Below are 13,044 nucleotides of genomic sequence, written 5' to 3' on the forward strand. Positions count from 1 at the left end.
GTACGTGGTACGTGGGAGGACGCAGTGGGTATCCAGGACACGCCCGAGGAGTGGCAGGTCACCGCGACCGTCACCCCCTTCACCGGCAACAAGACCAGCGTCCGCACCGACCAGGTCGTCATGCCCGACGGTTCCGTCCACGGCCGTGACTACCAGGTCCACCCCGGCTCCGTCGCGATCCTCGCGGTCGACGAGGACGGCCAGGTGCTCGTCGTACGCCAGTACCGCCACCCGGTCCGCCGGCGGCTCTGGGAGATCCCGGCCGGACTGCTCGACGTGCCCGGCGAGAACCCGCTGCACGCCGCCCAGCGCGAGCTGTACGAGGAGGCGCACGTCAAGGCCGAGGACTGGCGGGTGCTGACCGACGTCTACACCACGCCCGGCGGCTGCGACGAGGCCGTACGGATCTTCCTCGCGCGCGGCCTCTCCGACGTGGAGGGCGAGCGGTTCGCGGTCTCCGAGGAGGAGGCCGACATGGAGCAGGCCCGTATCCCGCTGCCCGAGCTGGTGCGTTCGGTGATCGCCGGAGACCTGCACAACAACTGCCTGGTGGTCGGGGCGCTCGCGCTCACCGCCGTCCTCGCGGGCGACGGCGTCGACTCGCTCCGCCCGGCCGAGGCGCCGTGGCCGGCCCGCCCGTTCGACGCCTGACGGACCGTTCGCTCCTTCGGCTCCTCCTCCGGTCGGACGATCGTAAGAAATGCTGATCCGATCGGGGGATGTTCTCCCGGGCTCCGCCCGGCTCCGCAGTGATCCACACCACCGCTGAACTAGGCTCGAAAGGCACCCGACCGGAGTTCCGGCGGGCACCGCGTGCAGCGAAGTGGAGCGTGGCTCGTGACCGATCAGGCGGTGGACACCAGCGGCCCGGCCGAGACCGCGGGGACCGAGGAGCCGTCCGGCGCCGCCCCGCCCCGATTCTTCGGCCGGGAACGCGAGTTGAAGGCCCTGCGGGCCGACATCGAACGCGCCGGACTCGACACCCTGGCCGGCCGCAAGACCCCGCGCGCGAGGGTCCTGCTCATCGCCGGCCGTCCCGGCTCCGGCCGCAGCGCGCTGGCCGCCGAACTCGCGGGCGTCCTCACCGGTACGGGCACCGCCGCGGCCGACGCCTCGGGACCGGAGACCGGGACGGGCGCGCTGCCGTGGGCCGTCGGCGGTACGGGCTCCGGCGACTACCCGGACGGCGTGCTCCGGGTCGGCCTCACCGAGCCCGGCGGCGAACCCGTCCCCACCGAGCGCACGGCCGGCGAGATCCTCGGCCTCCTCGGGCTCGCCGTGCCACCCGGCGCGGATCAGGACGAGCTCTCCGAAATGGTCCGCGAAGCCCTCGCCGTACGCCGTCTCGTCCTGATCCTGGACGACGCGGCCGACGCCGAACAGGTCGACCCGCTCCTCCCGGAGAACCCGGACTGCCTGGTCGTCGCCGTCGCCACCGGCCCGCTCACCGGCATCCCGGACGTCCGGCCCTGCACCCTCGGCGGCCTGGAGGCGGGCGCGGCCGTGCAACTGCTGGCCCGCGCCATCGGCCAGGTCCGCATCACCGTCGACCCGCGCACCGCCGAGAGCCTGGCCGAGGAGTGCGGAGGACAGCCCGCCGCGCTCACCCTGATCGGCGGCTGGCTCGCCACCCGCCCGATGGCCTCCGTCGCCGACGTCACCAAGCAGCTCCACGACTTCCCCGACTCCGGCGACCAGCAGCCCACCGGTGCTCGTCCGCTGGCCCGCGCCTTCCGCCTCGTCCACGACTCGCTGCCGCAGGCCGCCGCCCGGACATTGCGCCTCCTCGCCCTCGCTCCCGCCGGACTGGCCGACGCGCACACCGCCTCCGCGCTGGCCGGCTGCTCGGTCTCGGCCGCCGAGCAGACCCTGGACGACTTCGTGAAGCTCGGCCTGGTGCGGACGGACGGCGCCGCCCACCCGCAGTACGGCATCCCCGGCTGCCTCGCGCCGATGCTGCGGGCCCTCCTGGAGGAGCTCGACCGGCCCGCCGAGATCCAGCTGGCCCGCGCCCGGATGCTGGAGCGGACCGTACGCCGGCTCCAGGCCTGCCGCGCGGTCACCGAACCGGAGGGCTCCACCGCCCACCGCAAGCTCGCCGGGCTGCCGCGCTCCCTGCGCTTCCCGAACGCCGAGGAGGCGGGCGTCTGGCTCCGGCTGCGCCAGCCCGCGCTGCTCGCCTCCGCCCGGCTCGCCGTGGCCGACGGCGAGCTGGACACGCTGGCCCGCCGCCTGGTCGCCTCCCTGGTGCGGGCGCTGGCCGCGCACCGGGGCACCGAGGCCGCCGCCCCTGAGCTGTACGGGCTGCACGGCCTGGTCCTGGACGTGGCCGAACGTCGCGACCTGCCCCGCGAGCAGGCGGCGGCCCTGCTGAACCTGGCGGACCTGGACGCCCGCACCGGCCGCACCCGCGACGCCCTGACCCGCTACCGGGCCGCGCTGGACGCCGGACGGGCCGCCGGTGACCTGTACGCGACGGGCCGCGCGATGGAATCCGTAGGCGGTACGTACGCCGAGCTCGGCGACTACCACCGGGCCTCGGACTGGTACGGCCGCGCGCTCGCCCAGCGCCTCACGCAAGGCGAGCGGGCCGACGAGGCGCGGCTCTACGGACGGCTCGGCGCGGTCCACAGCTACGCCGGGCGGTACGGCGAGGCGCTGCGGAACTGGCGGGCCGCCGCGGCCGGCCATCGCAGGCTCGGCGACCTGGCGGCCCAGGCGCGGGCGCTCAGCGAGGCGGCGCGGGTGCAGGAGTACGCCGGGCGGCCGCAGGAGGCGCTGCACACCTGCCGGGAGGCGGCCGAGCTGGCCCGTCGCGCCGATGACGTGCGGCTTCAGGCGGCGCTCCAGCTCCGGCTGGCCGACACCCTGGACCGGCTCGGCGATCCGGCGGCGGCCCGGCTGCACCGGGCCGCCGCCGACAGATTGCTGGGTGAGGAGGGTCCTGCCTACGAAATCCGCAGTGCTTCGACAGAAAGTTAATGCTTTGTAAGGCTAGACAGCGCGAAGTCCTTCATTAGACTGGCTCTGCCGCGCTCGTTCGTGGCGTCTCCATTTATGCTGTGTATGTCCGGGTCTGTTCTGTCGTGCCCGGATTACCCTCCGAGCCAAGGACCGTGATCGACGTGAAGGTCGGCATCCCCCGCGAAGTCAAGAACAACGAGTTCCGGGTGGCGATCACCCCCGCCGGAGTGCATGAGCTCGTCCGCCACGGCCACCAGGTCGTCATCGAGCGGAACGCCGGCGTCGGCTCGTCCATCCCGGACCAGGAGTACGTCGCCGCCGGCGCGCGGATCCTGGACACCGCCGACGAGGTCTGGGCCACCGCCGACCTGCTGCTCAAGGTCAAGGAGCCGGTCGCCGAGGAGTACCACCGCCTCCGCAAGGACCAGACCCTCTTCACCTACCTGCACCTCGCCGCCTCCCGCGAGTGCACCGACGCGCTGCTGGCCTCCGGCACCACCGCCATCGCCTACGAGACGGTCGAGACCGCGGGCCGCGCGCTGCCGCTGCTCGCGCCGATGTCCGAGGTCGCGGGCCGCCTCGCCCCGCAGGTCGGCGCGTACCACCTGATGCGCTCGGTCGGCGGCCGCGGCGTGCTCCCCGGCGGCGTCCCCGGCACCCACGCCGGCCGTGCCGTCGTCATCGGCGGCGGTGTCTCCGGCTGGAACGCCACGCAGATCGCCGTGGGCCTCGGCTTCCACGTCACGCTGCTCGACCGCGACATCAACAAGCTGCGCGAGGCCGACAAGATCTTCGGCACCAAGGTGCAGACCGTCGTCTCCAACGCCTTCGAGCTGGAGAAGGCCGTCGTCGAGGCCGACCTCGTCATCGGCGCCGTCCTGATCCCCGGAGCCAAGGCGCCGAAACTGGTCACCAACGAGCTCGTCGCCAAGATGAAGCCCGGAAGTGTTCTTGTCGACATTGCGATCGACCAGGGCGGCTGCTTCGAGGACTCGCACCCGACCACGCACGCCGAGCCGACCTTCCAGGTCCACGGATCGGTCTTCTACTGCGTCGCCAACATGCCCGGCGCGGTCCCGAACACCTCCACCTACGCGCTCACCAACGCCACGCTCCCGTACATCGTGGAGCTGGCCAACCGTGGCTGGGCCGACGCCCTGCGCCGTGACGCCGCCCTGGCCAAGGGCCTCAACACCCATGAGGGCCAGGTGGTTTACCGCGAGGTGGCCGAGGCGCACGGTCTCCCGCACGTCGAGCTGAGCACCCTCCTCGGCTGACGGGTCAACACCTCCCGTCAACATCGCAACTCCGGCCGGACCTTGCCGAGCAAGGTCCGGTCGGACGCGTATCGGGGCCTCTGAGGCCCTTGCGCAACTCGCCTCGAACGTAACCCTTTACCCGTTTCGTGCTGCGGCGAAATGTGCGGCTTGGTCGCTGTGCACCCTTGACAGCGAGGCGTTCGATTGCCGACACATCGGGCCGGGTCCGGCGGATTGTGTTGCTGCGGACGGGTGGCACGCCATAGAGTCGCCAATCGTCGGCATGGTGCCACGCTGACCTATCGATAAGTTTCCTGGTCACGTCCAAGGAGGTAAGACGACTTGTGAATGAGTCGACAATTACTCCCGGGGGTGGTCAACCAGGGATGCCTGCACGGGGTCTGAGCCCGATCGGGCTCGAAGCTGTCGGCTCCGTCGCTGTCCGCACCTTCGCCACCCAACAGCACATGACGACAGCCCCCCAGATGATGGACGGCCTACACGTGAACGCCACGGCCGGCAACGAGAGTGGCCGGAACACCGACCGCTTCGCCGACTTCGCCGAGGTGCCCGAGGGGCACTTCTACGACCCCGACGCCGAGTACGAGCCCGATCCGGAGTACGCGGCCACGCTCGCGCCCGACGCCGCGCGCCAGCGTCGCGAGCGCATCGGCCCGACCGGACGGCCTTTGCCGTACTTCCCGATCCCGGGCCCTCTGACCGACCACGGCCCCGCGAAGATTATCGCGATGTGCAACCAGAAGGGCGGCGTCGGCAAGACCACGTCGACCATCAACCTGGGTGCCGCGCTCGCCGAGTACGGACGCCGTGTCCTGCTCGTCGACTTCGACCCGCAGGGTGCTCTCTCCGTCGGCCTCGGGGTCAACCCGATGGAGCTCGACCTGACCGTCTACAACCTGCTCATGGAGCGGGGCATGGCGGCCGACGAGGTCCTGCTGAAGACCGCCGTGCCCAACATGGACCTGCTGCCGAGCAACATCGACCTCTCGGCCGCCGAGGTGCAGCTCGTCAGCGAGGTGGCCCGCGAGTCCACGCTCCAGCGCGCCCTGAAGCCGCTGATGGCCGACTACGACTACATCGTGATCGACTGTCAGCCCTCGCTCGGCCTGCTCACCGTGAACGCGCTGACGGCCGCTCACAAGGTCATAGTGCCGCTGGAGTGCGAGTTCTTCGCGCTGCGCGGCGTCGCGCTGCTCACCGAGACCATCGAGAAGGTCCAGGAGCGGCTCAACCCGGAGCTGGAGCTCGACGGCATCCTCGCCACCATGTACGACTCCCGTACGGTGCACAGCCGCGAGGTCCTGGCGCGCGTCGTCGAGGCCTTCGACGAGCACGTCTACCACACGGTCATCGGGCGCACGGTCCGCTTCCCGGAGACCACGGTCGCCGGTGAGCCCATCACCACGTACGCCTCCAACTCGGTCGGTGCCGCCGCCTATCGCCAGCTCGCCAGGGAGGTGCTCGCCCGGTGTCACGCCGAGTGAGTCTGCCGGGGGCCGACGAACTGTTCCGTACGACCGGGGGAGGGATGGGCCTCCAGGCATCGTCCCCGGCGGACCGGCGACGCAAGGCGAACGGCGAGCCGCGGGTGCCGGCGCCGGCGGGCGAGAGCGATCCCGCGGGCCGGGCCGCCGAGGCCGGTGAGGAGCACGCCTCCGCCGACAGTGACGACGCGCGCGGCCGAGGCGGCGAAGGCGACCGCCGAGCCGCCGCTGCCCCGGCCCCGCCGTCCGGCGACCGGTCCGCCGCCGCCTCCGCCTCGGCGGAGCAGTCCCCGGCCGTCCAGCAGCAGCGCAGGCGCGGCGGCGGACGCGGCGCCAACCGGCGGCCCAGCGGCCGCGAGCGCCACGACGAGAAGATCACGGTCTACGTCTCCGCCGAGGAGCTGATGGACCTGGAACACGCCCGGCTCGTCCTGCGCGGCGAGCACGGCCTCGCCGTCGACCGCGGCCGCATCGTCCGCGAGGCGGTGGCGGTGGTCCTCGCCGACCTGGAGTCCCGGGGCGACGCGAGCATCCTCGTACGGCGGCTGCGCGGCCGCTGACCGGCGCCGCGCCGGTAGCCTGCCGGATGGGACCCGCCGACCGGCGGGGCCCGTCCGCGCTCCCGCACCACCCCAGGACCACCATGCCCCCGCCCCACGACCCCGCCGCCCCGCGCCGCCGCGTCCTGGGCCAGGGTCCGGGGCCGGTGGCGGCCGAGCCGGAGGCTGCTCCGGCGGCCGTGGAGGCGCCTGCGGAGCCCGTACGGGAGCCGGAAGCCGCCTTCGTACCGGAAGTGCCGGAAACCGCTCCGGAGGCCGTACAGGCCGAGCCTGAGCCTGCGGAGGCGCCGGAAACTCCGGAAGCGCCCGACGACAAGCGCTTCACCGTCCGGCTGGTGAACTTCGAGGGCCCCTTCGACCTCCTCCTCCAGCTGATCTCCCGGCACAAGCTGGACGTGACCGAGGTCGCGCTCTCGAAGGTCACCGACGAGTTCATGGCGTACATCCGTGCCATGGGGCCGGACTGGGACCTCGACCAGACCACCGAGTTCCTCGTCGTCGCCGCCACCCTGCTCGACCTCAAGGCGGCCCGGCTGCTGCCCGCCGCCGAGGTGGAGGACGAGGCGGACCTGGCGCTCCTGGAGGCGCGGGACCTGCTCTTCGCGCGGCTGCTCCAGTACCGGGCGTACAAGCAGATCGCCGACATCTTCAGCGGCCGCCTGGAGTCCGAGGCCCGCCGCCACCCTCGTACCGTCGGCCTGGAGGACCACCACGCCGAGCTGCTGCCCGAGGTCGTCATCAGCATCGGGCCGGAAGGGTTCGCGAAGCTGGCCGTCAAGGCGATGCAGCCGAAGCCGAAGCCGCAGGTGTACGTCGACCACATCCACGCCCCGCTGGTCAGCGTGCGGGAGCAGGCGGGCATCGTGGTGGAGCGGCTGCGCGCGGCCGGGACGCCGGTGAGCTTCCGCACGCTCACCGAGGACGCCCCGGACACCCTGACCGTGGTGGCCCGCTTCCTGGCCCTGCTGGAGCTGTACCGGGAGACGGCCGTCACCCTGGACCAGGAGGAGGCGCTCGGCGACCTGCTGGTGACCTGGTCCGGCGGTGCGGACGCGGAGCCGGTGGTGACGGACGAGTTCGACCAGGAGCCGGGCGGTGGCAGTGACGAGGAGGACGTACGGGATGAGTGAGCAGCCGGTCCAGGCGGACGACACGGGCGCGGTCGCCTCGCTCGACCTCAAGCCCGCCCTCGAAGCGGTCCTCATGGTCGTCGACGAGCCCGCCACCGTCGACCAGCTGGCCAAGGTGCTCCAGCGGCCCCGCAGAGCCGTGGCGGACGCGCTGCGCGAGCTGGCCGACGAGTACACCGTGCAGCGCCGTGGCTTCGACCTGCGGATGGTGGCGGGCGGCTGGCGGTTCTACACGCGGCCCGAGTACGCGGCGGCCGTCGAGGGCTTCGTCCTGGACGGCCAGCACGCCCGGCTGACCCAGGCCGCGCTGGAGACGCTGGCGGTGGTCGCCTACCGGCAGCCGGTGAGCCGCTCAAGGGTCTCGGCGGTGCGCGGAGTCAACTGCGACGGCGTCATGCGGACCCTCCTCCAGAGGGGCCTGGTGGCCGAGGCGGGCGCGGAACCTGAAACAGGTGCGATCCTGTACAGGACGACGAACTACTTTCTGGAGCGAATGGGCCTGCGCGGCCTGGACGAGCTCCCGGAACTCGCGCCCTTCCTCCCCGAGGCGGACGCGATCGAGGCTGAGACGCTAGAGGGTGTGCCGTCGTTCGATCCGGACGCACCGGACACCCCGGATACTCACGCAGACGACAAGACGGAATTTTGATGCGAAGCAGTGGCAGGAACAGCGGAAGCGGCAGCGGCGGCAGCGGCCGGAGCGGCGGCGGCGCGGGCGGTGGCGGCCGCAGCGGCGGCGGCTCCTTCCGCCAGGGCCAGGGCGGCGGCGGCCAGGGCGGCGGCGGACGCGGTGGCAGCGGCCAGGGCGGGCGGCCCGGAGCCTCGGGCGGTCGTCCCGGCGGTCAGGGAGGTCGTCCCGCCGGCGGTCAGGGCGGACGCGGCGGCAGCCAGGGCGGTCGTCCCGGCGGCCAGGGCGGGCGTTCCCAGGACGGGCGTCCCAGCTACCAGGGCGGCGGCCGTGACGAGGACCAGCGTCCCCGCCGTCCCCGCCCCGAGGAGCGCCGTTACGACGTCGGCAACGACGCTCCCGGCGCCCGCTCCGAGCAGGACGGCCCGCGCAAGGGCCGCGGTGCGGCGGCGCGCGGCGGCGCCAAGGGCGGCCCGAAGGCCGCACAGGGCGGCTCCGGCCGCACCGGCGGTTTCCGCCGTGCCGCTCCTTCGCGCCCGCGCGAGCTGGACGCCAAGATCGAGCAGCGCAACCGCGACCGGTACGCGAACAAGCCCGAGATCAACCTGCCCAAGACCCACCCGGGCGCCGAGCAGGAGGGCGAGCGGCTGCAGAAGGTCCTCGCCCGGGCCGGCATGGGCTCGCGCCGCGCGTGCGAGGAGCTGATCGAGCAGTCCCGGGTCGAGGTCAACGGCGAGATCGTCGTCGAGCAGGGCATGCGCGTCGACGTCCACCAGGACGAGATCAAGGTCGACGGCCTGACCGTCGCCGCGCAGTCCTACCTCTTCTTCGCGCTGAACAAGCCCGCCGGTGTCGTCTCCTCGATGGAGGACCCGGACGGCCGTCAGTGCCTCGGCGACTACGTGACCAACCGCGAGACGCGGCTGTTCCACGTCGGCCGGCTCGACACCGAGACGGAGGGCATCATCATGCTCACCAACCACGGTGAGCTGGCCCACCGCCTCACGCACCCGAAGTACGGCGTGAAGAAGACCTACCTGGCCGCCGTCCAGGGCCCGCTGCCGCGCGACCTCGGCAAGCGGCTCAAGGACGGCATCCAGCTGGAGGACGGCTACGCCCGCGCCGACCACTTCCGCGTCGTCGAGAACACCGGCAAGAACTACCTGGTCGAGGTGACCCTCCACGAGGGCCGCAAGCACATCGTCCGCCGGATGCTGGCCGAGGCCGGCTTCCCGGTCGAGCGCCTGGTGCGGACGTCCTTCGGGCCGATCCCGCTCGGCGACCAGAAGTCCGGCTGGCTGCGCCGCCTCACCAACACCGAGGTCGGCATGCTGATGCGTGAGGTCGGCCTCTAAGGGCTCCTCACAAGGCCCGCGGCCGGTAGCTGTTCGGAAGTTCGAACAGAACCGGCCGCGGGCCTTTCGCTGTCCGCGTCCACCCTTTATAGTCAGAGTGACTATAAAGAAGGAGGCGGGCCCGTGAGCCTCGCGGACATACTCGGTCCTCTGCAACAGCCCCTGGTGACCGTCCTGGACACCCCGGTCAGCTGGACCGAGGTGCTGGGATTCGGCAGCGGGGCGCTCTGCGTCTGGCTCGTGGCCCGCCAGCACATCGCCAACTGGCCGATCGGCATCGCCAACAACGTCTTCTTCATCCTGCTGTTCGCGCAGGCCGGCCTGTACGCCGACGCCGGCCTCCAGATCGTCTTCATCACCCTCGCCGCGTACGGCTGGTGGACCTGGACCCACGGGGGTGGACCAGGATCCTCCGTCCTTCCGGTGCGCAGGACGACGCGCACCGAATGGACCTGGCTGCTCGCGGCGGGGGTGGCGGGGACCGCGGGGATCACGCTGCTGCTGGCCAGGGCCACCGACTCCACCGTCCCGTTCTGGGACGCGGCTACGACCTCGCTGTCGCTGATGGCGACGTACGGGCAGTGCCGGAAGCGGCTGGAGTCCTGGTGGCTCTGGATCGCGGCGGACGTGGTCTACATCCCGCTCTACGCGCACAAGGGGCTGTATCCGACCTCGCTGCTGTACGCCGGATTCCTCGCGCTCTGCATCGTCGGCCTGCGCAGCTGGCGCCGCGACCTTACGGCCCGTAACTCCCGTCCGCTGGAGGCGGTCACGGCATGAAGACGTACGGACACGGCCTGGTCCTCGGCAAGTTCTATCCGCCGCACGCCGGCCACCACCACCTCGTCCGGACGGCTCAGGACCACTGCGAACGGCTGACCGTGCTGGTCTGCGCCGCCTCCGTGGAGTCCGTTCCGCTCGCGGACCGGGTCGCCTGGATGCGTGAAGTCCACCCGGACGTCACGGTGGTGGGCGCGGTGGACGACACGCACATGGACGTCGACGACCCGGCGGTCTGGGACGCGCACATGGCGGTCTTCACCGCCGCCGTGCCCGAGCGGGTCGACGCCGTCTTCACCTCGGAGGCGTACGGAGAGGAGCTCGGCCGCCGCTTCGGCGCCGCGTCCGTGCTCGTCGATCCCGACCGCACGCTCTTCCCGGTCTCCGGCACCGCCGTGCGCGAGGACCCGGTCGGCTCCTGGGACTTCCTCCGCGCGCCGGTCCGGGCCGCTCTCGCCCGCCGCGTCGTCGTCCTCGGCGCCGAGTCCACCGGCACCACCACGCTCGCGCGGGCCCTCACCGGCCACTACCGGGCACGCGGCGGGGTCTGGGCGCGGACGGAGTACGTCGCGGAGTACGGGCGCGAGTACAGCGAACGCAAGCTCGCGGCTCTGCGCGAACGGTGGCCCGGAGCCGCCTGGGAGGACGTCACCTTCACCACCGACGACTTCCCCGTCATCGCCGAGGCCCAGAACGAGCGCGAGGAGACCGCCGCCCGCACCGGCTCACCGGTCCTCTTCTGCGACACGGACTCCTTCGCCACCACCGTCTGGCACGAGCGGTACGTCGGCGGCCGCAACCCGCTCGTCGAGGAGATCGCGGACCGGACAGCGCACCACCTCTGGCTGCTCACCGACCACGAAGGCGTCGCCTTCGAGGACGACGGGCTGCGCGACGGCGAGGAGCTGCGGCCGTGGATGACCGACCGGTTCCGCGCCGAACTCACCCGTACCGGAAGGCGGTTCATCGAGATCACCGGCCCGCCCGAGGTCCGCCTCGCGCAGGCCGTCGCCGCCGTGGACGAACTCCTCGCCACCGGCTGGGACTTCGCCGCACCGCTCCCGGAGAAACGATGAGCACCAGCGTACCGGAGGGCTACGACCCGCACGCCTTCCCGCCGTTCGCGGTCACCGTCGACCTGGCCGTCTTCACCGTCCGGGACGCGGCGCTCCATGTGCTGCTGGTGGAGCGCGGCCAGGAGCCGTTCCGGGGCCGCTGGGCGCTGCCGGGCGGCTTCGTCCTGCCGCGCGAGTCCGCCGACGAGGCCGCCCGCCGCGAGCTGGCCGAGGAGACCGGCCTCGGCCCGGACGCCGTCGGCGCCCTCCACCTGGAGCAGCTGCGCACCTACACCGACCCGGACCGCGACCCGAGGATGCGGGTCGTCTCCGTCGCGTACGCCGCACTCCTGCCGGATCTGCCCGAACCGCGCGGCGGCGGCGACGCGGCGAGCGCGCGGTGGTGGGCCACGGGCTCCACCGGACCGCTCGCCTTCGACCACGGCCGCATCCTCACCGACGCCCGCGACCGGATCGGCGCCAAGCTCGAATACACCTGCCTGGCCACGGAGTTCTGTCCCGCCGAGTTCACGCTCGGCGAGCTCCAGCAGGTGTACGAGACGGTGTGGGACGTCGAGCTTGACCGGCCCAACTTCCGGCGCAAGGTCCTCAACGCGCCGGGCTTCGTCCAGCCGGTGGACGGCCCGCCGCGCCGCACCGGCGGCCGAGGCAAACCGGCCGCGCTGTACCGGGCGGGCGGCGCCACGACCCTGCACCCGCCGCTGCTGCGCCCGCCACCCACCGAACCACCCCTCTCGCGCCCGGAAGGACGAACGCCATGACCATCGCCACCAGAAGACTGACCAAGCAGGCGGCCACCGGCTCGCTGACCGGGCTCGCGCTCGGTGACGCGCTGGGCTTCCCGACCGAGTTCAACGACGTGCCCTCGATCTTCGCCAAGTGCGGCCCCTGGCGGCACATGGGCCTCCCGACCCCCGCGATCGTCACCGACGACACCCAGATGACGATCGCGCTGGGCCGAGGCATCCGCACCGCCATGGACAGCGGACTGCTCACGCCGGAGCGCCTGGTGGACCCGGTACGCAGGGAGTTCATCGCCTGGTACCACTCGCCGGAGAACAACCGGGCCCCCGGCAACACCTGCCTCACCGCGTGCCGCATGCTCGAAACCACCCGCGTCTGGCAGGAAGCGAGCCAGACGCGCTCCAAGGGCTGCGGCGCCAACATGCGGGTCGCGCCGATCGGCCTCGTCCCCGGACTCAGCGACGAACAGCGCGCCGGCGCCGCCCAGCTCCAGGCCGCGCTCACCCACGGCCACCCCACCGCGCTGGCCGCCTCCGACCTGACCGCCCGCGCGATCCACCTCCTGGCCCAAGGCGCCGAACCGCTCGGCCTGGTAGGCCAGTTGCGCAGCTACGCCTACGACAACACCGGCCGCTACCACACCCGCTGGCTCGGCGACCTGTGGCGGTACGCCGGTGACGCCTCGCCCGAGGCGTTCATCAGCCGCGGCTGGGACGAGTGCCAGAGCGCGCTGGCCGCCCTCCAGGAGGCCCTGCGCGACCCGTCACCGGAGACGGACCCGTGCGAGCGGACCGGCGACGGCTGGATCGCCGAGGAGGCCCTCGCCACCGCCCTGCACTGCTTCCTGCTCTTCCCGGAGGACCCGCTCACCGCTCTGCGCCGGGCCGCCTGCACCCGCGGCGACTCCGACTCGATCGCCTGCCTGGCGGGCGCCTTCGCCGGGGCCCACCTGGGCGCGGGGGCCTGGCCTCAGGAGTGGTCGGAGCGCATCGAGTACCGGAGCGACCTGCTCTCCTTGGCGGCGCTCTGGGACGCTTGAGCGA

12 protein-coding genes are annotated in these 13,044 nt (G+C 72.5%); all 12 read left to right on the forward strand.

Features of this window, described 5'->3' with window-relative positions; genetic code table 11:
- Nucleotides 1-24: 24 nt before the first annotated feature.
- The 12 genes from ABZ267_RS22710 to ABZ267_RS22765 all read left to right on the forward strand — a co-directional run bounded on the left by ABZ267_RS22710 (nt 25) and on the right by ABZ267_RS22765 (nt 13,040).
- Complete coding sequence (locus ABZ267_RS22710; protein WP_356754580.1) at nt 25-651, forward strand: NUDIX hydrolase; 627 nt, start codon at nt 25-27, stop codon at nt 649-651.
- A gap of 186 nt (nt 652-837) precedes the next feature.
- Nucleotides 838-2,982, forward strand: a complete 2,145-nt coding sequence (locus ABZ267_RS22715) for a tetratricopeptide repeat protein (RefSeq protein ID WP_356754582.1) — start codon at nt 838-840, stop codon at nt 2,980-2,982.
- A 143-nt stretch (nt 2,983-3,125) separates the two neighbouring features.
- Nucleotides 3,126-4,241: an alanine dehydrogenase gene (gene ald, locus ABZ267_RS22720; RefSeq protein WP_356754744.1), complete on the forward strand. Its 1,116-nt coding sequence runs from the start codon at nt 3,126-3,128 to the stop codon at nt 4,239-4,241.
- A gap of 368 nt (nt 4,242-4,609) precedes the next feature.
- Nucleotides 4,610-5,728: a ParA family protein gene (locus ABZ267_RS22725; RefSeq protein ID WP_018488026.1), complete on the forward strand. Its 1,119-nt coding sequence runs from the start codon at nt 4,610-4,612 to the stop codon at nt 5,726-5,728.
- Complete coding sequence (locus ABZ267_RS22730; protein ID WP_356754746.1) at nt 5,725-6,288, forward strand: hypothetical protein; 564 nt, start codon at nt 5,725-5,727, stop codon at nt 6,286-6,288. The genes ABZ267_RS22725 and ABZ267_RS22730 overlap by 4 nt, the downstream gene beginning before the upstream one ends.
- Nucleotides 6,289-6,371: 83 nt before the next feature.
- On the forward strand, nt 6,372-7,418 hold the full coding sequence (locus ABZ267_RS22735) for a segregation/condensation protein A (protein ID WP_356754584.1): 1,047 nt from the start codon (nt 6,372-6,374) through the stop codon (nt 7,416-7,418).
- The gene (gene scpB, locus ABZ267_RS22740) at nt 7,411-8,067 is read left to right on the forward strand and encodes an SMC-Scp complex subunit ScpB (RefSeq protein ID WP_356754585.1); all 657 of its coding nucleotides are present in this window, start codon (nt 7,411-7,413) and stop codon (nt 8,065-8,067) included. The genes ABZ267_RS22735 and scpB overlap by 8 nt, the downstream gene beginning before the upstream one ends.
- Nucleotides 8,067-9,401: a pseudouridine synthase gene (locus ABZ267_RS22745; RefSeq protein ID WP_356754587.1), complete on the forward strand. Its 1,335-nt coding sequence runs from the start codon at nt 8,067-8,069 to the stop codon at nt 9,399-9,401. Before scpB ends, ABZ267_RS22745 begins: the two co-directional genes overlap by 1 nt.
- Before the next feature lie 123 nt (nt 9,402-9,524).
- Nucleotides 9,525-10,181 (forward strand): nicotinamide riboside transporter PnuC, encoded by a 657-nt coding sequence (pnuC, locus tag ABZ267_RS22750; protein ID WP_356754589.1) that lies wholly within the window; start codon nt 9,525-9,527, stop codon nt 10,179-10,181.
- Entirely contained in the window at nt 10,178-11,257 is a 1,080-nt protein-coding gene (locus ABZ267_RS22755; RefSeq protein ID WP_356754591.1) for an AAA family ATPase, read from the forward strand. Before pnuC ends, ABZ267_RS22755 begins: the two co-directional genes overlap by 4 nt.
- Nucleotides 11,254-12,018, forward strand: a complete 765-nt coding sequence (locus ABZ267_RS22760) for an NUDIX domain-containing protein (RefSeq protein WP_356754593.1) — start codon at nt 11,254-11,256, stop codon at nt 12,016-12,018. Before ABZ267_RS22755 ends, ABZ267_RS22760 begins: the two co-directional genes overlap by 4 nt.
- Nucleotides 12,015-13,040, forward strand: a complete 1,026-nt coding sequence (locus ABZ267_RS22765; protein ID WP_356754595.1) for an ADP-ribosylglycohydrolase family protein — start codon at nt 12,015-12,017, stop codon at nt 13,038-13,040. Before ABZ267_RS22760 ends, ABZ267_RS22765 begins: the two co-directional genes overlap by 4 nt.
- Nucleotides 13,041-13,044: the final 4 nt, after the last annotated feature.

It is taken from the genome of Streptomyces sp. NPDC006174 (assembly GCF_040614075.1).
Lineage (GTDB): Bacteria > Actinomycetota > Actinomycetes > Streptomycetales > Streptomycetaceae > Streptomyces.

Excerpts from the sequence above, each read along its gene's own strand:
- ABZ267_RS22725 (WP_018488026.1), top strand. The coding sequence starts at position 4,610 with ATGCCTGCACGGGGTCTGAGCCCGATCGGGCTCGAAGCTGTCGGCTCC.
- ABZ267_RS22735 (WP_356754584.1), top strand. The coding sequence starts at position 6,372 with ATGCCCCCGCCCCACGACCCCGCCGCCCCGCGCCGCCGCGTCCTGGGC.
- scpB (WP_356754585.1), top strand. The coding sequence starts at position 7,411 with ATGAGTGAGCAGCCGGTCCAGGCGGACGACACGGGCGCGGTCGCCTCG.
- ABZ267_RS22745 (WP_356754587.1), top strand. The coding sequence starts at position 8,067 with ATGCGAAGCAGTGGCAGGAACAGCGGAAGCGGCAGCGGCGGCAGCGGC.
- ABZ267_RS22755 (WP_356754591.1), top strand. The coding sequence starts at position 10,178 with ATGAAGACGTACGGACACGGCCTGGTCCTCGGCAAGTTCTATCCGCCG.
- ABZ267_RS22760 (WP_356754593.1), top strand. The coding sequence starts at position 11,254 with ATGAGCACCAGCGTACCGGAGGGCTACGACCCGCACGCCTTCCCGCCG.
- ABZ267_RS22765 (WP_356754595.1), top strand. The coding sequence starts at position 12,015 with ATGACCATCGCCACCAGAAGACTGACCAAGCAGGCGGCCACCGGCTCG.